The 25,213-nt window shown below is 59.8% G+C and carries 23 protein-coding genes; 8 read left to right on the top strand and 15 right to left on the bottom strand.

What is annotated here, in order from left to right; translation table 11 throughout:
• Window positions 1–117 precede the first annotated feature (117 nt).
• The 9 genes from BLX89_RS05800 to BLX89_RS05760 form a co-directional block, all read right to left on the bottom strand.
• Complete coding sequence (locus tag BLX89_RS05800) at window positions 118–1,326, bottom strand: DUF2333 family protein (protein WP_075289689.1); 1,209 nt, start codon at window positions 1,324–1,326, stop codon at window positions 118–120.
• Window positions 1,319–2,620 (bottom strand): DUF6638 family protein, encoded by a 1,302-nt coding sequence (locus BLX89_RS05795; protein ID WP_075289856.1) that lies wholly within the window; start codon window positions 2,618–2,620, stop codon window positions 1,319–1,321. The genes BLX89_RS05800 and BLX89_RS05795 overlap by 8 nt, the downstream gene beginning before the upstream one ends.
• A 20-nt stretch (window positions 2,621–2,640) precedes the next feature.
• The gene (locus BLX89_RS05790) at window positions 2,641–3,051 is read right to left on the bottom strand and encodes a helix-turn-helix domain-containing protein (RefSeq protein ID WP_075289688.1); all 411 of its coding nucleotides are present in this window, start codon (window positions 3,049–3,051) and stop codon (window positions 2,641–2,643) included.
• 13 nt (window positions 3,052–3,064) lie between these two features.
• A complete protein-coding gene (locus tag BLX89_RS05785; protein ID WP_075289687.1) occupies window positions 3,065–3,313 on the bottom strand; it encodes a type II toxin-antitoxin system RelE family toxin in 249 nt (82 codons plus the stop codon).
• Between the two features lie 62 nt (window positions 3,314–3,375).
• Window positions 3,376–5,286 (bottom strand): AAA family ATPase, encoded by a 1,911-nt coding sequence (locus BLX89_RS05780; protein ID WP_075289686.1) that lies wholly within the window; start codon window positions 5,284–5,286, stop codon window positions 3,376–3,378.
• A gap of 4 nt (window positions 5,287–5,290) precedes the next feature.
• Window positions 5,291–6,439: a hypothetical protein gene (locus BLX89_RS05775; protein WP_075289685.1), complete on the bottom strand. Its 1,149-nt coding sequence runs from the start codon at window positions 6,437–6,439 to the stop codon at window positions 5,291–5,293.
• Window positions 6,440–6,632: 193 nt separating this feature from the next.
• On the bottom strand, window positions 6,633–7,721 hold the full coding sequence (locus tag BLX89_RS05770) for a hypothetical protein (protein ID WP_075289684.1): 1,089 nt from the start codon (window positions 7,719–7,721) through the stop codon (window positions 6,633–6,635).
• A 118-nt stretch (window positions 7,722–7,839) separates the two neighbouring features.
• Window positions 7,840–8,223 (bottom strand): c-type cytochrome, encoded by a 384-nt coding sequence (locus tag BLX89_RS05765; RefSeq protein ID WP_075289855.1) that lies wholly within the window; start codon window positions 8,221–8,223, stop codon window positions 7,840–7,842.
• Window positions 8,224–8,284: 61 nt separating this feature from the next.
• The gene (locus tag BLX89_RS05760) at window positions 8,285–8,866 is read right to left on the bottom strand and encodes a thymidine kinase (RefSeq protein ID WP_075289683.1); all 582 of its coding nucleotides are present in this window, start codon (window positions 8,864–8,866) and stop codon (window positions 8,285–8,287) included.
• A gap of 241 nt (window positions 8,867–9,107) precedes the next feature.
• Here BLX89_RS05760 and BLX89_RS05755 point away from each other — a divergent pair, with 241 nt between their 5' ends.
• The 5 genes from BLX89_RS05755 to BLX89_RS05735 all read left to right on the top strand — a co-directional run bounded on the left by BLX89_RS05755 (window position 9,108) and on the right by BLX89_RS05735 (window position 13,575).
• A complete protein-coding gene (locus tag BLX89_RS05755; protein ID WP_075289682.1) occupies window positions 9,108–10,064 on the top strand; it encodes a choline ABC transporter substrate-binding protein in 957 nt (318 codons plus the stop codon).
• 244 nt (window positions 10,065–10,308) lie between these two features.
• Window positions 10,309–11,184: a choline ABC transporter permease subunit gene (choW, locus tag BLX89_RS05750; RefSeq protein WP_075289681.1), complete on the top strand. Its 876-nt coding sequence runs from the start codon at window positions 10,309–10,311 to the stop codon at window positions 11,182–11,184.
• Entirely contained in the window at window positions 11,181–12,227 is a 1,047-nt protein-coding gene (gene choV / locus BLX89_RS05745) for a choline ABC transporter ATP-binding protein (RefSeq protein WP_075289680.1), read from the top strand. The genes choW and choV overlap by 4 nt, the downstream gene beginning before the upstream one ends.
• Window positions 12,228–12,374: 147 nt before the next feature.
• Window positions 12,375–13,118 (top strand): HugZ family pyridoxamine 5'-phosphate oxidase, encoded by a 744-nt coding sequence (locus BLX89_RS05740; protein ID WP_075289679.1) that lies wholly within the window; start codon window positions 12,375–12,377, stop codon window positions 13,116–13,118.
• A gap of 118 nt (window positions 13,119–13,236) precedes the next feature.
• A complete protein-coding gene (locus tag BLX89_RS05735; protein ID WP_075289678.1) occupies window positions 13,237–13,575 on the top strand; it encodes an ArsR/SmtB family transcription factor in 339 nt (112 codons plus the stop codon).
• Window positions 13,576–13,867: 292 nt separating this feature from the next.
• Here the strand turns inward: BLX89_RS05735 and BLX89_RS05730 are convergent, their stop codons facing one another.
• Window positions 13,868–16,165 (bottom strand): glycoside hydrolase family 9 protein, encoded by a 2,298-nt coding sequence (locus BLX89_RS05730; protein ID WP_075289677.1) that lies wholly within the window; start codon window positions 16,163–16,165, stop codon window positions 13,868–13,870.
• 222 nt (window positions 16,166–16,387) lie between these two features.
• On the opposite strand from BLX89_RS05730, the gene aptA reads away from it, so the two are divergent.
• Both aptA and ade read left to right on the top strand, forming a co-directional pair.
• Window positions 16,388–17,713 (top strand): omega-aminotransferase AptA, encoded by a 1,326-nt coding sequence (aptA, locus tag BLX89_RS05725; protein ID WP_075289676.1) that lies wholly within the window; start codon window positions 16,388–16,390, stop codon window positions 17,711–17,713.
• A 105-nt stretch (window positions 17,714–17,818) separates the two neighbouring features.
• Entirely contained in the window at window positions 17,819–19,516 is a 1,698-nt protein-coding gene (gene ade, locus BLX89_RS05720) for an adenine deaminase (RefSeq protein ID WP_075289675.1), read from the top strand.
• Window positions 19,517–19,519: 3 nt separating this feature from the next.
• Here the strand turns inward: ade and BLX89_RS05715 are convergent, their stop codons facing one another.
• Genes BLX89_RS05715 through bglA form a run of 3 tightly spaced genes read right to left on the bottom strand, consistent with a single transcriptional unit; the run spans window position 19,520 to window position 21,899 of the window.
• Window positions 19,520–19,789 (bottom strand): toxin-antitoxin system HicB family antitoxin, encoded by a 270-nt coding sequence (locus BLX89_RS05715; protein ID WP_075289674.1) that lies wholly within the window; start codon window positions 19,787–19,789, stop codon window positions 19,520–19,522.
• Window positions 19,782–20,210 (bottom strand): putative toxin-antitoxin system toxin component, PIN family, encoded by a 429-nt coding sequence (locus tag BLX89_RS05710; RefSeq protein ID WP_075289673.1) that lies wholly within the window; start codon window positions 20,208–20,210, stop codon window positions 19,782–19,784. The genes BLX89_RS05715 and BLX89_RS05710 overlap by 8 nt, the downstream gene beginning before the upstream one ends.
• 39 nt (window positions 20,211–20,249) lie before the next feature.
• The gene (bglA, locus tag BLX89_RS05705) at window positions 20,250–21,899 is read right to left on the bottom strand and encodes a beta-galactosidase BglA (RefSeq protein ID WP_075289854.1); all 1,650 of its coding nucleotides are present in this window, start codon (window positions 21,897–21,899) and stop codon (window positions 20,250–20,252) included.
• A gap of 202 nt (window positions 21,900–22,101) precedes the next feature.
• Between bglA and BLX89_RS05700 the strand changes: the two genes are divergently transcribed.
• Window positions 22,102–23,019: a sugar kinase gene (locus tag BLX89_RS05700; RefSeq protein WP_075289672.1), complete on the top strand. Its 918-nt coding sequence runs from the start codon at window positions 22,102–22,104 to the stop codon at window positions 23,017–23,019.
• 11 nt (window positions 23,020–23,030) lie between these two features.
• Here the strand turns inward: BLX89_RS05700 and der are convergent, their stop codons facing one another.
• Both der and BLX89_RS05690 read right to left on the bottom strand, forming a co-directional pair.
• Window positions 23,031–24,452 carry a ribosome biogenesis GTPase Der gene (gene der / locus BLX89_RS05695; protein WP_075289671.1) on the bottom strand — a complete coding sequence of 474 codons (1,422 nt, stop codon included), beginning with the start codon at window positions 24,450–24,452 and terminating at the stop codon, window positions 23,031–23,033.
• A gap of 28 nt (window positions 24,453–24,480) precedes the next feature.
• Window positions 24,481–25,152: a tetratricopeptide repeat protein gene (locus BLX89_RS05690; RefSeq protein WP_075289670.1), complete on the bottom strand. Its 672-nt coding sequence runs from the start codon at window positions 25,150–25,152 to the stop codon at window positions 24,481–24,483.
• Between the last annotated feature and the right edge of the window lie 61 nt (window positions 25,153–25,213).

The following is a 25,213-nucleotide window of genomic DNA, read 5'->3' as shown; positions in this document are numbered from 1 at the left end:
TTGTTATGACGCCATAAAATCGTGAAAACGGGGGCAACGCCAGTTTTTGTTTTACCGGCGTATAAAAAGCCCGCCGCCAGCGGTTGCCAGCGGCGGGCGCATGGTGTCCCAGCAGGATCAGCGGGCGAGAACGTCGCGCATTTCGACGATGTTGGACCGGACGCGCAGGATGTAGAACCCGATGGTCGCAAGATGGGTCGGCATGATCCAGCCGTCTTCTCGGCCGTTGGAAATGATCGCCGGCTGGATGCGCAAGGCGGCGCGCAACTGCTTGATGCTTTCCGTCCAGATCGGGCCGAGGCCGCGCTGGTTGATCACGCTATGGAAATCAGCGCCGGCAGCCGACATCACGCCGTAGTAGCCGTAAAGCTGGCCATAGGCGAACCAGAAGCGGTCGTCTGCCCGCGTATCGAACCAGCCGCCATTGTGATTTTCCGAACGCTCGCGCACCATCGCCGAGGTGCTTCCGAGATCGTTCGCGATGCGGTCGAGGAATTCGATCAGGTTGTCGGAGCGACCGTCGAAGATCGCCTCGCATTTCACGAGGCTCTCGTTGAAAGCCATAAGATCGCGGCTGGCGCTGCGGTAGAAGCTCGGCGTCGGTGTCTTCGGGCCGAAGGGGTCAAGGCCGAAATACCAGGCGGTCTCGTCGAACTGCATGTTGGAGCGCGCGCGCTGCAGGTTGTTGTTGATGCCCGAGGTGCCACGAACGCGGCCGAGCGAATCCACCAGCTCGATGGTCGTGCGCCGGATCGCCTGGTTGACGCCGCGCTGGAACGACGCCTTGTTGTCGAGCCACGGCGTATCATCCCAATCCATGCCGAAGAGCCCGGCCTTGTAGAGCAGCATGGAGGAAATCCAGGCATTTTCATCGACGTTGAAATCGATAAGGCCCGAGGTTACGTCGACGATTGCGGAACGTTCGCAGGTGCTGCCTGCGGGTGGCGGGGCAGCCGCCGCCGGTTCGCTTACGGCAACCTCCGCAGTGACATTTGCCGATGCCGTCGCGTCAGGGGTCGCTGCCGGTTGGGTGGCGGCAGCCGTCGTCGGCTGGCCTGCATCGTTCTTGCGGGCAGCGAAGTTGTAGCGATCGACGTAGTCGGGATTGAAATTCGTCCAGACCTGCGTCTGCCAGAGGAAATAGGCGTAAAGGCCGAACAGCAGGATCAGGATGATGCCGATCGGTCCCTTTATGAACCAGGCGCGGGAACGATACCAGGCCGCGAAGAGAACGAACGGCGACAACAGCCATGAAATCGCAAGTCCGATGCCGCGTCCGATGGCGGCAAAGACACGCTGGAAAAACGTGACGATCGGATCAAGCATTGGCGGTTTCCTCCCTGAGCCCGTAAAGGCGTCTACGAAATGCGGCTTTATCCTTCAGATATGCACCTGTCAGCGTCGCCACAACATATTCGCGAAATTTTTCGCTATAGCGTTCATAAGCGGCATAAAACCCCTGCTTGTCGAAGACGAAGCGGGAGACAAAATCTTCCGGCGTCAACTGCGCCACCAGCCGGTTGACCAGCCATTGATCCGGATGATCGGGGGCAGCGCGCACGAGATGAAAACGCTGCTGGGCCGGTACATCCTGCATCTTGATGCCCCCCGTTGCCATGACGGTGCGGATGGCATTCTGCAGGAAGGGATAGAGCCCGTTCTTTGCCACGACCGCAGCATTCCTATGCATCCAGGTCTGCAGCCAGATGGCATCGATTGTACCCTGATCGACGGTGGGCTCTGTTTCGTTGACGAGGGCGCGGATCACCATGTCGGCGCGATGCTGGTAGAGCCCTGAGGCTTCAACCCAGGAGGCTTGCGGCAGCTGCAGCCGGTTGGTTGAAGCGAGAAACTCGAAAATGCGCTGGTGATCGGACAGACTGATATAGCTCACCTGCCATGGCCGCGAGCGGCGGAAGCCGGGAACGGAAGGATCGCAAATGACCGTCGTCGTCTTCTCATCAAGGAAGATATAGACCCCCCCGAAATGATTGGCCCAGAAGGCATCATGGCGGAAGACGAGCTTGTCAGGCACGAGCGCGTTTTCGCGGATATCGCCGGTGAGCTTTGCCAGCTCCACCATGCGATTCAGGAGATCATCATCCGCCCAGGCATTCGGCACGGTCTTCAGCCGGTCGACGAGCGTGCGCAGTTCTGCTGCCTTGCCCAACATGTCTTCGGCCGAAAGCACCCGGAAACGCACCTCGTTAATTGACAGCAGATCATCGATATCGTTGACGATGGAAACGCTGTCCTCGATTTCACCATAGAGTGCATCGCGGATGGTTACGGCATTGATGGCACGGGCATTGGCCGAGAAGAACTCGTGCATCAACGCAGCCGTGTTGGAAAAGCTGGTATGGACGACCGGCAACTCCTCCTGCGCCGGCGTCATGATGACGAAGCGGCGGTTGACACGGTTCGGGTCAAGGTAATCCCGATCACCGAATTCATCAGCGATCTCCGGGGAAAAGCCGGTCATGTCGATCTGGAAGGAGGTGAGCGCCGTCTGCCGCAGGCCGAAGCCGGCCAGCGCCTTGTTGTAGCGCGCAACCAGATGCTGCTCGGAAATATCGAGCAGCCGGCCGTAGATCAATTCCGCTTCGAGGAGGCGTTTCATGGGATGCACGTCACGCAGGATCACGCTTTGCCATCGACGGCTGGACGTTCTTCACCCCAGATGAGGTCATCGAGGTCAACATTCAGCGCAACCGCGATAGCCTTGAGAACGGATAAACTACCCTCCTTTCTGCCAGTCTCGATTTCCGAAAGGTAGGCCGTGCTTATACCAATCCGCGAAGCAAGTTCCTTACCTGACAATCCGCGAAAATCGCGCCAGACGCGCACCGGGCTTTCTCCGTCGATAAGACGATCGACGAATTTCATCGGCATACCGACTTCACCGCCATCGACTATGCGCCGCTTGGCGTTGTCATAAGCAGCAACGTCCGCAAGCATCTCCGCCATTTCAACAAGAGATTCATAGTCAGCACGAGGGAGAACAACCAGCTCCTCTCCGCCCGGGGTGACAAATTCAGAAACCCTGTTCATCCGATTGCTCCACTCAATAAATACTGCCGCGGCTGCCTATATCGAGAATATCCAAAATGTTGCCGCCCTCATCGAAAATCACGCGCCAGTTTCCGACACGCAACCTAAAACCCTCACGCCCCTGCAATTTCTTGACGTTCGCGGCAAGTGAGCCCGGTTCGGCTGCATACTGAAAAATCTTTTCCCTAACCTTCTCCGCTTCGTTTCTCGGCATCCGCGAAAGCATTCTCAATGCAGGCCTGTGGAAGACGACTTGTTTCATGGAACACTACGCCGCGCTAATTTATTGGGCAAGAAAATTCGCTATTAGCTAATTAGATCCCATCACCACCGCCCCTCCCGCTTCATCTCCTCGATCTCGCGGATCGCCTTCTCCCGCTGGCGTTCCCGGCGGATGATGTCGGTGATGGCGGCGTCGTCGGATTTGTCGGTGTAGCGGAATTCGCTGTCGGCGTAGCGGTTGATCTCCTGCAGAACCATGGGCAGCGTGACGGGACCGCGCAATTCCTCGATCATCGCCTTCTTCTCGTCGTAGGGCTTGTGCATGAAGCTTCCGGCATCCTTGAACCAGTCATCCGGAAGCTCAACATCCATCGCCCGCATCTTGATCGCGTCGGTGATGTTCTTGATGGCGCGACCCGTGAAGCGTGGCTCGGCAAGCTTGATCTCGTGCAGGTAGGCGCCGACATCGGCCAGCGTCTTGATCGCACCCTTTTCCTTCTCGAAGCGTTCCCAGACAGCCACAAGCCCTTCCTCTTTCGGCCGCGAATGAGCCTCGTAGGATTGCGAAACAGCCTTCTTGATTTCCTGCCCCGCAAACAGCGCGTGTTCACCAAGCGGAATCCTGTGGTTATTACCGACCAGCAAGGCGAAGATGTCGATATAATCGGCTTCCGTCTGGGGCCCGTCCACCAGCCAGCGGGCACCGGCGCGCTGGCGCAGCGCATCGTCGACATTTTCAGGATAGTTGGAAAACATGCCGAAAGTACAATTGCCGCGCACCACGGTCGAGGCACCGGCAAAACTCTCCATCAGCACCGCAGTTACCTCATGCTGGCCGGCGGATGCGCGGTCGTCCGAGCGCTTGGCCGCGACCTGATCGACATCGTCGATGGTGCCGAAGCCGATGGCGCGTGGGTTGATGACGTTATTGACGAATTCCTTGCAGTTCTGGCCGGATTTGCCCTGATAGGAAGAAATCTGGTCGACGCCGAAATTCTCGTAGTGGAAGGCGTAGCCCGCCACCTCGCAGTAATCGTTGAGCATGCCGGCCAGCATCTGGATCAGGATCGTCTTGCCGGTCCCCGGCATGCCGTCGCCGATGAAGGTGAACAGAAAGCCGCCGAGCTCGACAAACGGGTTCATTTGACGGTCGAAATCATAGGCCATCAGCATCTTGGCGAGCTTCAGCGCCTGATATTTGGCGATGTGGTTGCCGATGATCTCTTCCGGCTTCTTGAAGGTCATCACCAGCGGCTTGCGCTTGGCGCCGGGGGCGACATCGAAACCGTTCAGGGTGAAATCGTCCTGATCGAGCCGGATGTGTGCGTTCTCGAAGGCCGCAAGTCCGGTAAAGCGCGCCTTGCGGCCGATCAGGCCTTCGATTGCCACCCGGGCGAACGCCCGCGCCCGACTGGTGAGCGCCGCGTCATCCGGCGCGCCGGCAATCGTCTTGTCGAGCGCCGAGATCATCGACTTCACCGCATCCTGCGGCGTATCAAACAGGAAATCCGGTTCCGCGCCATCCTCGACAGGCTCACCCTCCCCGGCCAGCGTCGCGGAAAGATAGGCGGAGAAGGTGAAGGCGGCAACGTAAGCCGAAGACGAGAGCAGCGCCTTGAAACGGGTCGCCTCCTCGCCCGCCAACGGCGCGGAAGCGTTGCGCGATTGCAGGCTTTCGAGGTCTGTCTGGCGGGCAAAGACGTCGGCGACAGCAAGCGCCACCTGAGCGCCACGCCGGCCGCGATAGAGCAACGCATGTTGGGCCGGCGACATCAGCGGGTCACCGGAGCGCACGCCCTGGATCGTCTTGATCAGTTCGACATCCCGCGTGCGGCGCTGGCCGCCGGTCGAAACGGTGGAGACGAAGCGGCGGCCGGTGCCGGCAAGCGTGGTCGATGAAGCAGGGTCGTCGGCTTCGAGAATGATCAGCCGCGTCACCAACCCCTGCGCCACCGCCTGATGCTTGGCGATATCGTCTTCATGAAGCGTCGTCAGGCCGGCATTCAGGCTCATGGGATCACACCTCGCTCACCACCTGGTTTCCCGAAATCACATGCACCTTGTAATCCCCGAAGATCGAGGCGACATCGCCCGAGGCATAAAGCGCCTGATAGGCCTCGTGCGGCACCAAAGCGTGCTTCTCGTAGGAACTGACCCCCATGCGTGTCGCTTCGAGATTGTCGGTATCGATATGGAATTCTTCAGACGCCGGCGTCGAAGACCAGAAGCCACGCTGGGCGGGACGCTCGGCCTTGGAAAACACCTCCTGCACGGTCCATGTCAGCAGCCAGGCGTTCTCCACCTTGCGCACCTTGGAAAGGATTTCGTTGATGCGGGCATTGTTCTCGGTAATGCCCGCCGAATAGAACGGGCCGAGCACGATGCGGCGCAGTTGCTTCGGGTGCAGCTCTTCAAAATCCTTGTCGAGATTGGTGGCAATGGTCACCGGCGTCAGTGAATAGGCGCTGTTCTTCAAGGCAAAATCATCGAAACGGCTGGCAAGTTCTGGGTTGAGCAATCCGCCGATCGGCAGCGGAATATCCTGATCGGGGTTCAGCTTGCCATCCGGTGTCACCAGCAGTTTGACGATCTTGTCGGACGAATCCTCGATTGTCGCCATATAGATCATCGGCAGGGTACTGGTGCCGTCGAAGGCGCCCCAGCAGACGACGTAGTAGGGCCGCATGGTTTTCGGGTTGACCGCGACGCGGACGGTCTCGGGCAGCACGAAAGGCGAAAAAATGTCGCCCTTGCCGATCTGCTCCAGATAGAGGCGCTCGGCCATGCGGGCTTGCAGAGCCGATGGAAATGCCTTCTGCCGCAGGATGAAATCGGCCATCTCGGCGCGCAGCGCATCGGCGACGGGAATGCTGGCGAGACGCTTTTCCGCCGTCTGCCGATCGTTCTCCAGTTCCAGAACATTCTGGAAAACCGGAAAGCCGCTTTCGGCGCGGGAGATACGGAACTGCTCGATAAAGCCGACGCGATTTTCCCAGCAGGAAAACGAGGATTTCAGCCGGGCGAGATAGGGAACGACGACTTCGCCTACCACGGAATTGCGGTAGAACGGCGAGTTGCGGTCGGAAAGGAAGATTTCGAGGCCGGCCAGGGCGGCGCGGATGGAACCGAAATATTGGCCGACGGGGCCGTGGAGGGCGGCGTTCATGGACGCAATCTCGCACTTGCCGAAAGTTTACCCCCCTCTGTCACTTCGTGACATCTCCCCCTCAAGGGGGGAGATTGCCTCTGGCATCGTGGTCGGTCAGGGAAAAGAACGATCTCCCCCCTTGAGGGGGAGATGTCGGCGAAGCCGACAGAGGGGGGTAAGACACCCCAAACTCCAGAATCGGCCATCGGAATCACGACTTCACGTAATTCGCGGCGTTGTGCTTATCCATCACCGCCTGGAACCGACGCGCAAAGGCATCGTCGGCCAGTTTCTTGCGCCGCTGGATATCCTGCGTCGAGAGCATGTTCTTCTCGTGCATCTCCAGGAGATCGCCGATATGGCGCTGTGCCGCCGAGCCGATGCCGGCCATGGTCTCTTCCGCTGCCGTGTCCACCTGACTGCCGAGCGTGTTGATCTTGTGGGCGACTTCCTGCTGGGCCGCGGTCTTCAGCGAATCTTCCAGCGCCTTGTAGAGCACGATGCGCTGCTCGGTATCGATCGTCAGCTTGTTGATCAGCGTGTTCTGCGCGGCAATCTGGTTATTGAGCGAATCCACGAAGGTCTGGAACATAGAGGTGTAGCGTTCCAGCGTCTGGCTTTCGGCCAGCAGTTCCTGCTCCTTGGCCTGCTTCTCGTTGTATTCCGTCGCCAGCACCGAACGCTCGCCCTCAAGCTGGGTGCGCGAAATCTGGTCGGTCGAAGCCGCGATGCGGTTTTCGATGTCCATCAGCATCGGGTTCAGTTCCTCGATGCGCTTCTGCACCTCCTGCAGATTGGCCATCGTCCCCTTGCGCCGCTCGATCACCTGCACAAGGCTCGCCTCGGAGGTCTTGTAGCGCTGGTCGAGGACGGATTTCTGTTCCTTGAGGATACCGACGATGGTATCGGATTTGGAAAGCAGCTCCTGCAGATTGCCGGCAAGCGACATGTTGCGAACGCGATCGGTGCGCATGCGCTGCGCGCTCTGCTTGGAAAAGATGCCGATGAATTTCTCGTAGCCGGTGAAGGTCTTCATGCTTTCGAATTCGGCGCCGAAAACATTGGTCGCATCCTCAAGCCCGATGATCAGGTCGGCGATATTGCCTTCCATCATCTTCTGCTGGCGGATGACATCCTCGATGCGGGCGTTTTCGATGTCGAAATTGGCATCACCTAGCTTGGTGTCGGCCTTGGCGAACTGATCGAGCACGACGGCGGACTGATCCATCTTGCCGCGCATTTCCTGCACGATCCCGCGGGTCTTTTCGATTTCGCTTTCAAAATTCTGAAGTGTCGCCATCGGTTTTCCCCCTGTTTGCGCGTGATAACGCATCGCCGCGGCGGATTATTCAGTGCCCGGCCGGATTATATAATGGTCCCCGGACGTTGAAGCACAAGGGTTGTAGCGACGAATATTGCTATTTGGGCGAAACCACTGATTTAAGATAGGCAATCACGTTGGCGATATCCGTCGGTTTCTTCAGCCCCGCAAAGACCATCTTGGTGCCTGGCACCATGGCTTTGGGGCTGAGGAGATACTCCGAAAGCCGCGCCTCATCCCAGACTTTACCGTCAGCGCCAAACTCCGTCATGGCGGAGGAATAGGTGTAGTCCGGCGCTGTTGCCACGGGACGGCCAATTACGCCCAGCAGGCTTGGCCCAACTCGGTTCAGCGGCTCGGTTGCCGTATGGCAGGCCCCGCATTTGCGAAACACGGCGGCACCGGCGTCTACGTCGCCATCCGCACGGGTGGTGACGGCAGAAAGACAGAGACAGAGGAGTGAAAAAAGAAGACGGGGCATGATGACGAACCTAAGGTAGAAAGCGCTACCTTCGCACAAAGCCTGCATCGCAGGAAAGCGGTCACGCCTCGCTCATCAGGTCTTCCCAATGCCTGCGGCAATAGGAGACATATTTGTCATTGCCGCCGACTTCGATCTGAGCGCCTTCGCGTGCGACACGCCCCTCTCCGTCAAGCCGTACCACCATCGTCGCCTTGCGGCCGCAATGGCAGATGGTGCGCACCTCGCGCAGTTCGTCGGCGATGGCGAGCAGCGCCATCGAGCCGGGAAAGAGCTTGCCCTGGAAATCGGTGCGCAACCCGTAAGCCATGACGGGAATACCAACGCGATCGGCAACGCGCGCCAGCTGCCAGACCTGTTCTTCCGAAAGGAACTGCGCCTCGTCCACAAAAACACAGGCAATCTTCTCGTCCGCGTGCTGCTTTTCGATCATTGCATAGAGGTCGTCTTCATGGCCGAACGCCGTTGCCTCGGCACTCAGTCCGATACGTGAGGAAATACGGCCCTTGCCGGCGCGATCATCGAAGGCGGCGATCAGCACCAGAACGCGCATACCGCGTTCCTGATAGTTATAGGACGCCTGCAGCAGCAGGGTGGATTTCCCCGCATTCATGGTGGCATAGCTGAAATAGAGTTTGGCCATGGCGTGCAGTCCCCGTATGCTTTCCCCGTTCATGAACAGACAGAACGAGGAACACCAGTCTCCAATTTCAAAAATCACAGAAAAACGAGAAAGGCGCCAATCCATCAGCATTGCGACATGTAACGTCGCATTGGGCGGGCGCGTCGGCCGATTGTCTCAATACACTCCGGCCAACACCAGGCGCTTGAAAAGGCGAAAAATTGGTGATTGGCTAAAAACACAGTGCCAGGGGAACGACAAAATGAACCAGATATTCTCTTTGAAATTCGTAGCAGCCGCGACCGTTTCGCTTATTGCTCTCGGTGCATCAACCGCCTTTGCGGCCGAGCCGGAAAGCTGCGGCACCGTTCGCTTTTCCGATGTCGGCTGGACCGATATCACCGCGACCACAGCAACCGTCAGCACCATCCTGAAGGGTCTCGGCTACCAGACGGAAACCACCGTTCTGTCCGTGCCGGTCACCTATCAGTCGCTGAAGAACAAGGACATCGACGTCTTCCTTGGCAACTGGATGCCGACCCAGGAAAACGACGTTCGCCCCTTCCTCGATGACAAGTCGGTCGAATCCTTCGGTCCCAACCTCGAAGGCGCGAAATACACGCTCGCCACCAACGCCAAGGGCGCCGAACTCGGCATCAAGGACTTCAAGGATATCGCCACGCACAAGGATGCGCTTGGCGGAAAAATCTACGGCATCGAACCCGGCAATGACGGCAACCGCCTGATCATGGACATGGTCGACAAGAACACGTTCGAGCTCAGCGGCTTCGAAGTGGTCGAATCCTCCGAACAGGGCATGCTTGCCGAAGTCGCCCGCGCTGAAAAGGATGGCGGCCCGATTGTCTTCCTCGGCTGGGAACCCCACCCGATGAACGCCAACTTCAAGCTCACGTACCTCTCGGGTGGCGACGACATCTTCGGGCCGAACTTCGGTGGCGCAACCGTCTTCACCAATGTCCGCGCCGGCTACGTCACGGAATGCCCGAATGTCGGCAAGCTTCTGACGAACCTCAAGTTCTCGCTCCAGATGGAAAACGAGATCATGGGCAAGATCCTGAACGAGAGCAAGGACCCGGAAGCGGCCGCCACCGAATGGCTGAAGGCCAACCCGACCGCCATCGAGCCTTGGCTCGCCGGCGTGACCACAAAGGACGGCGCAGACGCCGCCAGCGCGGTCAAGACCGCACTGGGCCTCTGATATCTTCGCGCAGGATCGCCTGAGGCGGTTCTGCGCGGATGACACGCATGAATGCGGAACCTTGAAGCGTGGGCAGAAAATTGCTCGCCATGCTTCAAGCCTGATCTGACGATTGCTATTGTCTCTTACGGGCGGGCCCTTCCGCCCGTATGAAGACGCGCATCGCACCCCCTGTCTGCAGCCCTGCTATCGAGAATTTTAGCCTGTAGATGCTCCATCAACTTTTGAAATCGGATCTCAATTCGTGGATTGGCTGACAACTACCAAGATTCCTATCGGCCCATGGGCCAAAGCCGTCGTTGACTGGCTGACGACCAATGGCGAAGGCGTGTTCGACTTCCTGAAAGTCGTGCTGCAGGCCGGCATTGATGTCGTGCTGTTCGTGCTGCAGGGCCCCTATCTTACCAGCCCCGGCGGCAAGCTGGGCTATGCGCTGGCGATGATCGTGCTGATCAGCTGTCTTGCCTGGTATTTCCGCCGCTCGCTTGGTATTACCCTGTTCACCTTCCTCGGGCTGCTCCTGATCGTCAATCAGGGTTTCTGGAAGGAAACGACGGAAACCCTGGCGCTGGTTCTCGCCGCAACGGGCGTCAGCATGCTGATCGGCGTGCCGCTCGGCATCGCGGCTGCCCGTCGCCCTTGGTTTTACGCCATCCTGCGACCCGCCCTCGATCTGATGCAGACGATCCCGACCTTCGTCTATCTCATCCCGGCGCTCATCCTGTTCGGCCTCGGCATGGTTCCGGGCCTGATCGCCACCGTGATCTTCGCCATCCCTGCCCCGATCCGCCTCACCCGTCTCGGCATCATCTCGACCCCGCCGTCGCTGGTGGAAGCGGCCGTGTCCTTCGGCGCAACGCCCTCCCAGGTGCTGCGCAAGATCGAGCTGCCTTTCGCCAAGCCTCAGATCATGGCGGGCCTGACCCAGACCATCATGCTCTCCCTGTCGATGGTGGTGATCGCCGCGCTCGTCGGCGCCAAGGGCCTCGGCGTTCCGGTCGTTCGGGCGCTGAACACCGTCAACATCTCGATGGGCTTCGAAGCCGGCCTCTGCATCGTCGTGCTCGCCATCATCCTCGACCGCCTGTTCCGCTCGTCGGATGAAGGAGACGCCGCATGACCGAGGCCGTCGTTTTCAAGAATGTCGACATTGTCTTCGGCAACAAGCCGGAAGCGGCCCTCGCCATGGTCGATCAGGGCAAGACCCGCGACGAGATCGGCGCGGCAACCGGGCTGGTGCTCGGCGTCGCCGATGCCTCGCTCTCCATCCACGAGGGCGAAATCCTCGTGCTGATGGGCCTGTCGGGCTCGGGCAAATCCACGCTTCTGCGCGCCGTTAACGGCCTTGCCCCTGTCGTGCGCGGCAGCGTCGAGGTCAAGACCGGCAACGGCTCGCTCAACCCTTACAAGACGACCACCAAGGCGCTGCGCGATTTCCGCATGCACACGGTGTCGATGGTGTTCCAGCAGTTCGCGCTGCTGCCGTGGCGCACGGTTGCCGACAATGTCGGCTTCGGCCTCGAGCTTGCCGGCGTGCCGGAAGCCGAGATGAAGAAACGTGTCGCAGAGCAACTGGAACTGGTGAACCTCACCAAATGGTCCGGCCGCAAGGTTCAGGAATTGTCGGGTGGCATGCAGCAGCGGGTCGGCCTTGCCCGCGCCTTTGCGACAGGCGCGCCGATCCTCCTGATGGACGAGCCTTTCTCGGCGCTCGACCCACTGATCCGCACCCGCCTGCAGGACGAACTGCTCGAATTCCAGCGCCGCCTGAAGAAGACCATCCTTTTCGTGAGCCACGATCTGGACGAGGCTTTCCGCATCGGCAACCGCATCGCCATCATGGAAGGCGGGCGCATCATCCAGTGCGGCACGCCGCAGGAGATCGTCAAGAACCCGGCCAACCAGTATGTCGCCGATTTTGTCCAGCACATGAACCCGATCACCATGCTGACGGCCATGGACGTGATGAGCCACGGGGCAAGCCGCGATACCGCCGGCGTCAGCGCGACCGCCAAGCCGACAACGCCGCTGGTCGACATCCTCGATGCCATGTCACGCCAACCAGGCAGCATCGGCGTCGTAGAGAACGGCGCGATCATCGGCACGATCAATGCACAGAACGTCGTCGAAAGCCTGACGCGACACAAGAACAGGGGTGCCTAAAACGGCCCTCGTTCCATCCCTCCGCGGCATCGCCGGGAGGGATGGAACGACGTTCATACTTTCATCCAACACTCAACTTTGCAGATTTCCGTTTTAGGATTTATGCGCTAGTGATCGTCCCTGACCGTTTCAGGGAAAATGACGATCATGAGCGAGAAACCTTCCGTGCTGCGCGAGACCAATGACGAGGCGCGCAGGCTTGCGCGCACGCTGTTGCGATCGGCTCGAAGCGCCGCGCTCGCTGTCCTGGAACCCGGCGAAAACGGCTTTCCCTTTGTCAGCCGCACCCTGATCGGCATCGACACGGATGGCACCCCGGTTATCCTCGTATCCAATCTTTCGACCCACACACAGGCACTTGCCGCCGACAATCGCTGCTCTCTTCTGGTGGGAGACATCGGCAAGGGCGATCCGCTGGCCCACCCACGTTTGACCGTTCAATGCGCAGCCGAAAAGGTGGAGCGCGAGCATGACCGGCATGCGGGCCTTCGTGAACGCTTTCTGCGGCGCCATCCCAAGGCCGAGCTTTACATCGACTTTCCCGATTTCGCCTTCTTCCGACTGACGCCGCAACGCGCCAGCCTGAACGGCGGTTTTGGGCGCGCCTATCTGCTTGACGGCGACGATCTGCTGATCGTCTCACCTGCCATTGCCGACCTCGCAGCCATGGAAAGCCGGGCGATCGAGCACATGAACAGCGATCATGCCGACGCGGCGACGCGCTATACGCAGACCTTCTGCAAGGCTACGGGAGACGGCTGGACGATCTGCGGCATAGACGCCGCAGGCCTCGATCTCGCCCTCGGCGACCAGCTCAAGCGGCTCGAATTTAACGAAACTTTGCAAAGTGTATCAGAATTGCGACCGCTGCTTGTGCGGCTTTACGGTTAACTTGACTCAAATACCCCTAATTCTTGCAGTGCCCGGTTGCCCTTTCATGCATCACGGCTAATTATCCCGGCTTGATTTGTATGACTAAGCTTGATGAGAGCCCGCATCGGAGTGCGCAATGCCCGAAATTTCCCCTGAAACCCATCAGAAAGCCGAGATCGCTGCCGAATTCCTGTCCGCCATGGCCAATCCCAAGCGGCTGTTGATCCTGAACTCGCTGATCAAGGAAGAGATGGCGGTCGGCGCTCTTGCCGTACAGGTCGGGCTTAGCCAGTCGGCGCTCTCCCAGCACCTTTCGAAGCTGCGCGCCCAGAATCTGGTCACGACCCGCCGCGACGCGCAGACAATCTACTATTCCTGCTCTTCGGAGTCCGTGATTAAGGTCTTGGATACGCTGAAGGAAATCTATCCGGCCGAAGACGAAAACGTAAAGCCGCTGAAGCAGCTGCGTGCCTGAAACCTGCCTGTCTGCCCGCTTTGCCGGGTAGAAGAATTGCCGGCGATGCCTTTGGGTCGTCTGCACCCGCCTCCTGTTGATGATGAACGGATCAGGTCCCCGGACATCCAACATCAGGCGTTTGACCTGCCGCGCCGGGATAACGAGTCCGGGCGCGGCAGGCAGTGATCATAACCCCGAAATCACGGCGATATTGCCCTTGATCCGCTCATTCGGGAGCGCTCTTCTGATCGCACGACAAGGTTGTGCCGGGCTTGCAGAAAATCGCGCAACAAGTTGAATTTGACGGTGGTCAGCGTGCATCCGCAAGGAAAGACGCCACGTAGACGAGGGGCGCGTTCCAGTTGATTGCGATCTCGTTGCTCCCGAAGGCCTCGATGTCATCGGCGTAGCAGGTCTGCGGCACGCATCCCTGAAGGCGTGCGCGCGCGATCTCGTCGACCGGTGTCGAGTTCGGCCCCCCGGCAAGTGAGCCGACGGGAGGATTGGGAAAGCGCTGGTCGACCTGATGCGCGTACCAGCGGCTGTGCTGGTTTTTCGGATAAGCCGCGCCGTAACCGGTGATGTAGGACATATTCATGGCGTTGCGCCCGAGAATATAGTCCATGCTTTCGCGCACGCCGTCCAGAAGCGCGCGGTCACCGGTCAGATCATAGCCTGCGGCCATGACGATCATGTTTTGCAGAATGGCGTGGTTCGATCCCCAGTCGTAACGCGCCTCGGCTGGGCGGTAGATCTGGCCGAACGGCTCCTTCTGCTGCAGCTTGAGGAAATTGCCCGCAGCGGAAACGACGCTTTTCCGGATCATCGAGAGATCGTTCTTCGGCAGCTTCTCGCCGTAGAGCGCCAGATTGATGCGACCAAGCCCGGCGGGATTGCGCCAGTGAAAGGCACCTGCGGGAGAAAACACAGGACCCGCCCAATAGGGCGAACCGTGGAGCGCGGTCAGATATCTCTTCTCGCCCGTGGTGATGAAAAGTTCGGCCGCCGCCCAGTAGGTCTCGTCGGTGATATCGTCGTCGTTGTAATCGCCGCCGCCCTGCATGCCATCGGATGACGGTGCGTAGAGAACGGGGTTGGCGGCCGCGGCCAGCCATGCCTTTCGGGCGGCGGCAAGCAACTTTCGGGAAAAGTCCTCGTCATAGGGCGCATACAACCGCGCGCCCTGGGCGGCAACAGCCGCGAGATCGAGCGTTGCCGCTGTCGAGGGTCGGTGCAGCATCCGCTCCTCGGCGTCCATATGCGGCAGAAGCGGAATGCCCGTCCAAGCCGTGTCGTGGATCTTGTGGTGCACCATTCCGGCCAGAGGCTGCCCTTCCGGCACAATCATTTTCAGCAGAAATTCCAGCTCCCACCGCGCTTCATCGAGAACGTCGGGAATACCGTTTCCGTTTTCCGCGATATTCGAGAGGCTGTCGCCCAGCATCGCCGAGGCGCCTGCCGTGAACAGCCGGCCACGCTCGAAGGCGCCGAGCAGTTGTGCAGCCGAGATCGCGCCGTTGACGCTGTACTTGCCGTTATCGCCCGCGTCATACCAGCCGCCGGAAACATCGAGCCGGTAGTCACAGCGCCAGTCACCATAGAGTGTCTCGGCAACCGGCCCGCCAAGGCAGGACACATCGGTATCCCCCTTGTTTTCACCCTCGCCGATATGGCCCGCCGGCCGTGCATAGACTTCGCCGGCGATGTCGCCATCGATCGCGATACCGCTGCGCTGCGGGTAAAACCAGGACAGCGCATCAATCCTCAACTGCGAATAGACGTCCCGCCCCACGGCGAACGGCACGCTTTGCGCGCCGTTGACAACGATGCGATATCCATCCCCCGCACGCCGGAAGGCCGAGAAATCGGCGATCTGGGTATCCGCGCCAACGGTCGGATCGAAGCCGCCGGGCCTAGTCACGCCTTCCCCAACCGTCCGGCCCGCCTCATCGGCGAGCGTGAAGGCCAAGGGCTTTTCCGACGAGGAGATGATCGTCGCACGCTTGGGGCCATCCAGAAAATACCCGGCCTGATTGACGAGCGGCGGCAGCGCCTCAAGCGGGCTCGGTCCCGGCGATTGCCGCTCCGTTTCCCCCTCGCTGCCGGTCGGCTGCGTCGCTTCGACAGCAGCCAGCGTCACGTCGTCAATGCACAAACGCCAAGGATCTGGCGCACCGCCCAGATGAAAGACAAGCTGTGCGGGGTCGGCTTCCTTGGCGACGAATGTGGTTGAAAGGGCGAACGCTTCTTCGCCCGCGCGGCCTTCAAAGCTTGCCTGGGCGGTCCAGGGCTCGGCTGCGCGCTGTACGAGGATGGAAAAATCATGAGGGTCGCGGCTTTCGGCCTTCAGCGCAAGCCGATAGGACGTTCCGGGCCTCAGCTTGATGTCGCTGACGCCCATCAGTCGATCCCAGGCCTGACCGCCGGCTGGCACGGAGGCGCACAATTCTCCGCCTTCTCGCGACAAAACGACATCGCCCGCGCCCCAGAAACCATCCTTCGCCTGGTCGAAAGCGCCGTCTACGATCGTTTCTTCGGCCCGCGCCTGCACGAGAAACAGGCCGAGCACAACAAGGGCCACAGCGGCCACGACATTTCGCAAGATCATCGTCCTGAAGCCGTTTCGGATACGAGCGCCTGCACTGTGCAGCAAACTGGTTAAGCTTCCTCAAAGACGCAGGTTTGCGTGGCGGTTTTAGGATGTCTGTTGGGGAAAATGCGCGAGGAAGAGGCAGGGTTGACGCCTCGAATCGCCCTGATAGTTTGACCGAAGAGTAAAGATTCCAAACCACTTACGGGGAAATGGCCTCACGGGGCCATGGAGAACGATATGTCGAACCGAAATGCCACGCCCAACGACCTGCGCGCCTTCTGGATGCCGTTCACGGCAAACCGTCAGTTCAAGAAGGAGCCGCGCATGTTCGTGGCCGCCAAGGACATGCATTACACCACCAGCGATGGCAGACAGGTGCTGGACGGCACCGCAGGTCTGTGGTGCGTCAATGCCGGGCACTGCCGCCCGCTGATTACCGAGGCCATCCGCGAGCAGGCCGGCGAACTTGATTATGCGCCGGCGTTTCAGCTTGGTCATCCCAAGGCCTTCGAACTGGCGAACCGCCTCGTGGACATCGCCCCTGAAGGCATGAACCATGTTCTCTACACCAACTCCGGTTCGGAATCCGTCGATACCGCCCTCAAGGTGGCACTGGCCTACCAGAAGGTGAAAGGCCAGGGATCGCGCACGCGCCTGATCGGTCGCGAGCGCGGCTATCACGGCGTCAACTTCGGCGGCATTTCCGTCGGCGGCATAGTCTCCAACCGCAAGATGTTTGGCACGCTGCTCACCGGCGTCGATCACATGCCACACACACACCTGCCGGAGAAGAACGCCTTTACCAAAGGCCAGCCGGAACATGGGGGCGATCTTGCAAGCGAACTGGAGCGCATCGTGACGCTTCACGATGCCTCGACCATCGCAGCTGTCATCGTCGAGCCTGTTGCAGGCTCCACTGGCGTCCTCATCCCGCCGAAGGGCTATCTGCAGAAGCTGCGCGATATCTGCACCAAGCACGGCATCCTGTTGATCTTCGATGAAGTCATCACTGGCTACGGCCGCCTCGGCACGCCGTTTGCCGCCCAGTATTTCGATGTGAGGCCGGACATCATCGTCACCGCCAAAGGCCTGACCAACGGCGTGATCCCGATGGGGGCGGTGTTCGTTACCTCGGAAATCCACGATGCGTTCATGAGCGGCCCGGAGCACATGATCGAGTTCTTCCATGGCTATACCTATTCAGGCAATCCGATCGCATCCGCCGCTGCCCTCGGCACGCTCGATACCTACCGCGACGAAGGCCTGCTGACCCGCGGCGCCGAGCTTGCTCCCTACTGGGAAAAGGCGCTGCATACGCTGGCCGATTGCCCTCACGTCATCGACATCCGCAACATCGGCCTTATCGGCGCCATCGAGCTCTCGCCGATCGCCGGCGAGCCGACCAAGCGCGCCTTCTCGGCCTTCCTCAAGGCCTATGAAAGCGGCCTCCTGATCCGCACCACCGGCGACATCATCGCGCTCTCGCCACCGCTGATCATCACGACCGAGCAGATCGACGAACTGATAGACGGCATCCGCAAGGTGCTCCACGCGATCGCCTGAACGGTTGCCATTCATGCAAATTCCTCTCCGTGATATCTGCGGAGAGGGCTATTTTGAGAAGGCTGATATTCAACGGCCGAAGTCTTCAGAAACAGGAAACGCGCCATGTCCGAACGTCTCGAACGCCTCATCGACCAAGGCACCGGGCGGATACCGGCGGACATCGTCCTGAAGGGCGGCCAATTCTACGATCTCGCGACTGGCGAGCTTGTCGCGTCCGACATCGCCATCTGCGGCGATCGGATCGTCGGCACCTACGGCACCTATACCGGCACGAAGGAAATCGACATTTCCGGCAAGACCGTCGTTCCCGGTTTCATCGACACCCATCTGCATATCGAATCCTCGCTCGTCACCCCGCATGAATTCGACCGCTGCGTCCTGCCCTACGGCGTGACCACGGTGATCTGCGATCCGCATGAGATCGCCAATGTGCTCGGCATCGAGGGCATCCAGTTCTTCCTCGACAGCGCGCTCGAAACCATCATGGATATCCGCGTGCAGCTTTCGAGCTGCGTGCCGGCAACCCATCTCGAAACCTCCGGCGCCGATCTGCCGATCGAGAAGCTGTTGCCATTCCGCGATCATCCCAAGGTTATCGGCCTTGCGGAGTTCATGAATTTTCCCGGCGTCATTTACAAGGACCCGACCTGCCTCGCCAAGCTCGAAGCATTCCAGGGCGGCCATATCGACGGGCATGCACCGCTGCTGCGCGGGCTGGATCTCAACGGCTATCTCTCCGCCGGCATCCGCACCGATCACGAATGCACCTCGGCGGAAGAAGCCTTGGAAAAGATCCGCAAGGGCATGCACATCCTGGTGCGTGAGGGGTCCGTTTCCAAGGATCTCCATGCGTTGCTGCCGCTGCTCACGGAACGGCTGTCGCCTCATCTTGCCCTTTGCACCGACGACCGCAATCCGCTCGACATCGCCGAAGAAGGCCATCTCGATCACATGATCCGCGAAGCCATTGCTCACGGAGCGGATCGTCTGGCCGTTTATCGCGCTGCCTCCCTTTCCGCGGCGCGCGCCTTCGGGCTCAAAGATCGCGGTCTCATCGCCCCGGGCTGGCGAGCTGATCTCGTTGTGGTGGATAGCCTGGAAAAGTGCCGGGCGGAGATGGTGTTCTGCGGCGGTCGCCGTGTCACGGATGAGCTGTTTGCCTCTCGCCGTTCCGTCGCGCCCGTGGGGCTGGATAGCGTCAAAGCCGGCCATGTGAACGCCGCCGCCTTTGGCGTGCCCTATACCGAAGGCGAAAGCTCGGTCATCGGGGTATTGCCGGGCAAGATCATCACCGAACACCGCCGTTTCAAGCTGCCAGCCGACGGCAACCAGACCGGCATCGATCTCGGCCGCGATATCATCAAGGTAGCGGTTATCGAGCGGCATGGTTTGAACGGCAATCATGCCAACGGTTTCGTGCAGGGATTTGGCCTGAAGAAAGGTGCCATCGCATCGACCGTCGGCCATGACAGCCACAACATCTGCGTCGTCGGCGTGAACGTGGACGATATGGCGATGGCAGCCAACCGTCTCGGTGAGATCAAAGGCGGCTTCGTCGTGGTCGAAGACGGCAAGGTGACCGGCGAAATCGCCCTGCCCGTCGCCGGCCTCATGAGCCTCGAGCCCTATGAGAGCGTGCGCGACACGCTGCACGACCTGCGCCAGGCCGCTTTTGCATTGGGCGCCACGTTGCAGGAGCCGTTCCTGCAACTCGCCTTCCTGCCACTGCCGGTTATTCCTCACCTGAAGATTTCGGATCGCGGGCTGGTGGATGTCGACAAGTTCATGCTGATCGGGTGAACTTCATTCCTGATTTTTTAATATGTCCGGCATCTCGTCGCCTGCATCCGGTGGGACATCAGCGACTTTATGAAGAATGCTTGCGAGGCCCGTCCCACGCGCAGAGCCGGCTCTCGCCGCGAGGAAAGTCTCCGCTGTCTCCATTACACCGACTTTCTGCGCAACCGCCGACGCAATCCATTGATTAAGCGAGACACCGTCTGACTTTGCCAGCCGAGCAGCGGCTTCTTTTACGGAAGCGGGCAGCTTTAAAGGATAGGTTGCCTTACTCATCTTTCCATTCCTGCAAGAATACGCCTGGAAGCACCGCTGGAATTCCAAAACGTGCAGCTGCTTCGGCCAAGTCCTTTAGATTATGGGTGATCAACGCATCTGCACGACCGTTTACCGCAGCTTCCAGAACCATTTCATCAGCCGGATCGGAGCTTTGCGGGCGCCAACTGAAATGAACGTCAACCGGCTTTGCCAGAGCAGCGAGCTCCCGCAGGAATAATTCCATGTCAGCAACAGACAAGTTTGTCATACCTCGCAGTTCCGGGCGTTTGAGAACGGCCTCATACTCCAAGAACAAGGTTGTGGTGACCAACGGTATGATCACCCTGTCTGCAACAAGACTGAGAACGCCGAAAGATGCGCCGTTTCTGCTGCGCAGGCCCGCCACCAGAATATTGGTATCCAGCACAACACGTTTCATGTCGCAATATATGACATCCCATAGGATGTTTCAACAAGGCTAATTCTGAAGCTTCCCGCAAAAAACATCGAGCGCGTCCAGCTCAATATCCCAGCCGTCCAGTCGCGCTTCAAAACCCGGCATCGGCAGAACTTCGGCGATCTTCAGATCCTTCGGCAACTGAACGCTTTGCGGGCCACGGCGGAGATTGAAGACGAAAAGCAGCCGCTCCCCGTCCTTCTCCCGCGTGAAGGCGAGGATATCCTGATTGGTCTCGATAAAGCGCATCGAACCGTCGCGCAGTGCCGGATGCTGTTTTCGGAACGCCAGCGTCTCACGGTAATGCGCAAGGACAGAACCATCAGCTTTCTCCTGCACATCGGCAGCGAGCGCCGTGTGAACATCCGGCACCGGCAGCCAAGGTTTGACCTTCGAGAACCCGGCATTTTCGGCTTTTGCTTCCCAGGGCATCGGCGTGCGGCATCCGTCGCGGCCCTTGAAGGAAGGCCAGAAACGGATGCCGTAGGGATCGCGCAGATCTTCGAAGGCAAGATCGGCTTCCGGCAAGGAGAGTTCCTCGCCTTGATAAAGGCAAATGGAACCGCGCAATGTCGCCAGCACCGAGATCGCCAGTTTGGCCACACGTTCGCGTTCATCGTCCTTTTCGATAAACCGGCTCACATGGCGGGTGACGTCGTGGTTGGAAAAGGCCCAGCAGACCCAGCCATCCGTCACCGCATTCTGGAACGCGGTGACGCATCGGCGGATATGGGTTGCCGTGAAATCCGGCCCCAACAGATCGAAGGTGTAGCACATATGCAGCTTGTCGCCGCCGCTCGTGTATGCGGCGACGGTCTTTAGCGAGCGTGCACCGTCGCCCACTTCCCCGACCGATGCGCGTTCGCCGAACTCGTCCAGGAGAGCGCGAAAACGCTGCAGGAAGCCGATATTTTCCGGTTGGGTCTTGTCGTAGAGATGGTTCTGCATACCGTATGGGTTCACGTCCGGCGCATCGAGACCGATCGCATCCTCGTCATGGACAAGCGGAGGATTGTCCCGCAGTTCCTTGTCGTGGAAGTAGAAGTTGACGGTATCAAGCCGGAAACCATCGACGCCGCGCTCCAGCCAGAAACGCACGGTCTTCAGGAGGGCGTCCTGCACATCCGGATTGTGGAAATTCAGATCCGGCTGCGAGCCGAGGAAGTTGTGCATGTAATATTGCTTGCGCACACCGTCCCACTCCCAGGCCGGTCCGCCAAAAATCGACAGCCAGTTGTTCGGCGCCGTGCCGTCCGGCTTCGGGTCGGCCCAGACATACCAGTCGGCCTTGTCGTTCGTCCGGCTGGAGCGGCTTTCCTTGAACCAGGGATGCTGGTCGGATGTGTGGGAAATGACCTGATCGATGATCACCTTGAGGCCGAGATCATGCGCTTTTTTCATAAGCGCATCGAAATCCCTGAGCGTGCCGAAGATCGGATCGACATCGCAGTAATCCGAGACGTCATAACCCATGTCGGCCATCGGCGAGGTGAAGAAGGGCGACAGCCAGATCGCATCGACACCAAGGCTGGAGATATAAGGCAACCGCTCGGTCACGCCGTTGAGGTCGCCCAGCCCGTCCCCCGTCGTATCCTGGAAAGATCGCGGATAGACCTGATAGATCACCGCACCACGCCACCAATCGGGATTGGACTTCACGGGAGACGCCATCGGAAACTCCATGGCTGGAGGGACATGATTGCAAGATGTATCGCCGTGATGCCGCGGAGTAAACGGCAGCCGGAACGCTTTTATTGCATTGCAAGAATAGAACCGGCGCGACCATCAACCGAACCGAATCCTCCGCGAAACGCCTTGCCTTCCGCCGTGCTTCCCCCTATCCGGAAAAATGGGACTTTGGAGGAGAGGCTTTATGGCAAGGACACTGCTTTCGATCGGCGAATGTATGGTGGAACTCATGCAGGCCGAAGGCGATCTCTTGCGAAAAGGCTACGCCGGCGACAGCTTCAACACCGCCTATTACGCCCGACGCTTCCTGCCCGCTGACTGGTCCGTCGATTACCTGACGGCCGTCGGCACCGATACCGTCTCCGACGATATGCTCGCCTTCATCGAGACAACCGGCGTTGGAACGAGACACATCCGCCGCGTCGAGGGCCGCTCACCGGGCCTCTACATGATCCACCTGAAGGACGGCGAACGCAGCTTTTCCTACTGGCGTTCGGTTTCGGCGGCAAAGACGCTGGCCGACGATGCCGATCATCTGCGCGGCGCAATCGAGACCGCCGATATCATCGTCTTTTCCGGCATCACCCTTGCCATTCTCGCGCCGGATGCCGTCGAGACCCTGCTTTCGGAACTGCGCCGCGCCAAGGCGGCGGGCAAACTCGTCGTCTTCGACCCGAACATCCGCGCTCGCCTGTGGGATGATCGCCAGCGCATGCTGGACACCATCTCCGACGGCGCCCGTGCGGCGAGCCTAGTCATGCCGAGCTTCGACGACGAGGCAACCTATTTCGGCGACGCCGATATCGCAGCGACGATCGCGCGCTATCGGAATCTCGGGGTCGAGCATATCGTCGTCAAGGATGGGGCGAAGGGAGTGACGCTGAGTTTCGCCGGTAAAGCGGAGGTCTTTGTGCCGTCCCAGGCTGTCGACAAAATCGTCGATACGACCAGCGCCGGCGACAGTTTCAACGGCGCGTTTCTCGCCCGTTATGCCGTCAATAGGGATGCAAAGGCAGCCGCCGAATTTGCGACCAAGGCGGCTGCGGCCGTCATCCAGCATCATGGTGCGCTGATTGCCGCCGACAAGCTGCCGACGGCCTGAAAAGAAGCTGATTACCGCTTCTTTTTCTTGTTTTCGAACGGATTGTCCGACGCGCGCAGATGGATGCGGATCGGTACGCCCGGCATGTCGAAATCGTTGCGCAGGCCGTTGGTCAGATAACGGATATAGCTTTCCGGCACGGCGTCAGGCCGCGTGCAATTGATCATGAAGCCCGGCGGACGGGCCTTCACCTGCGTCATGTATTTCAACTTCAGGCGACGGCCGGAAACGGCCGGTGGCGGATGCTGGATCTGCGTGCCATCGAGCCAGCGGTTGAGCCGCGCTGTGGAAATACGGCGGTTCCAGACCTTGTCGGTATCGATGATCGACTGCATCAGCTTGTCGAGGCCGTAGCCCGTCTGGCCGGAAATCGGCACGGCGCGGATGCCGCGCGCCTGCGGCAGAAGCCGCTCGGTCTTTTCGCGCAGATCGGCAAGCAGCGCCTGCGGGTCTTCGACCAAATCCCACTTGTTAAAGGCGAGGATGGCGGCACGGCCTTCGCGGATCACGAGATCGACGAGCTGCAAATCCTGCTTTTCGAAAGGGATGGTCGCATCGAAGACGATGACGACGGATTCGGCGAAGCGGATCGAGCGCAGGCTGTCGGCGACGGAAAGCTTTTCAAGCTTTTCCTGTACCCGCGCCTTCTTGCGCATGCCGGCGGTGTCGAACATCTTGATGGTGCGGCCGCGCCATTCCCATTCGACGGAAATGCTGTCGCGGGTGATGCCGGCTTCCGGGCCGGTCAGCAGGCGATCTTCGCCAAGGAAGCGGTTGATCAGCGTCGACTTGCCGGCATTGGGGCGACCGATGATCGCAACGCGCAGCGGCTTGGTCTCGTCATATTCCGGCTCGAAATCCTCGTCCTCGGCGCCCATCTCGTCGCGAACATCGACATTGGTCTCGGCTTCATCGACTTGCGGCGGGAAGGCGCGGTCTTCCCCGATCGCAGCAACGATGGCGTCACGCAGATCGATCATGCCCTGACCGTGTTCAGCGGAGATGGCGACAGGCTCGCCAAGGCCCAGGGTGAAGGCGTCGTAATAGCCGCCGTCCGACCCCTTGGCTTCGGACTTGTTGGCAACCAGCACGACAGGCTTGCCACGACGGCGTAGCATCTCACCCAGCGTCTCGTCAGCCGGCGTCAGACCGTATTTGGCATCGACGACGAAGAGCGTCAGGTCGGCTTCGTCGATGGCGGCTTCGGTCTGCATCCACATGCGGCCCTGAAGCGTTTCGGGTCCGGACTGCTCGAGACCGGCCGTATCGATGATGGTGAAGCGCAGGTCGATGAGCTTGGCGTCTCCCGGACGCCGGTCGCGGGTAACGCCCGGCGTATCATCGACAAGCGCCAGCTTCTTTCCGACCAGACGGTTGAAAAGCGTGGACTTGCCGACATTGGGGCGACCGACGATGGCGACGGTGAAGTTCATCGAAAATTCCTGTTCGTCACGCGCCCGTTCAGGACGCCTTGCCGCTGGCAGTGATCAGATCGAGCAGCATCTGGGCGCGGTTTGCCAGATTACGCGGGCTTTGGGTGTCGTCGATGATCTGCTGAAACCAGCCCTTGGCCTTGGCCATGTCGCCTGCCTTGTAAGCGGCAAGGCCGAGTGCTTCGCGGGCCGAATGGCGAAGACCGTTCGCGGGAACGGCGAGCTGTTCGACTTCGGCCGAAACCTGCTCGTAGGTGCCGGTATCGACGAGGAGATAGGCTGCGCGCACGCGCGCTGCATCGCGAACAGCCGGATCGACATTGCCATCCTTCGCGATATCCGAAAAGGCTGCAACGGCGGCGGCCTTGTCGCCCTTCTGCGCCTGCAATGTGGCGGCACGCATGCGCGCCAGCACGGGATAGGAGCCGAAGCCGTCCTTCTCCAGAGCGCTGAAGGCGGCTATGGCTTCATCGGTCTTGTTTTCCTTGGCAAGCGTCAGCGCTGCCAGGAATTCGTCGCCGGATTTCGACGCCGAGCTTTCACGCCAGTATTCGTAGCCAACCTTGCCGATGGTTGCGAGCACGATCAGAACGGCGATACCGATGATGATGTTGCCAAAACGCGCCCAGACGCCCCGCATCTGGTCGGAGCGTAGTTCGTCATTGACCTCGCGGATGAAGCTGTCGTCTTGGTTCGCCATTCCTGCTCCGGATAACCGGCCTTCTCGTACTGGATGATCGGAAAGATTTTGCGCCTTCTAC

Source organism: Pararhizobium arenae (assembly GCF_001931685.1).
GTDB lineage: Bacteria > Pseudomonadota > Alphaproteobacteria > Rhizobiales > Rhizobiaceae > Pararhizobium > Pararhizobium arenae.
The sequence above is the reverse complement of the archived record's forward strand: the minus strand, read 5'-3'. Positions and strand labels throughout refer to the sequence as shown.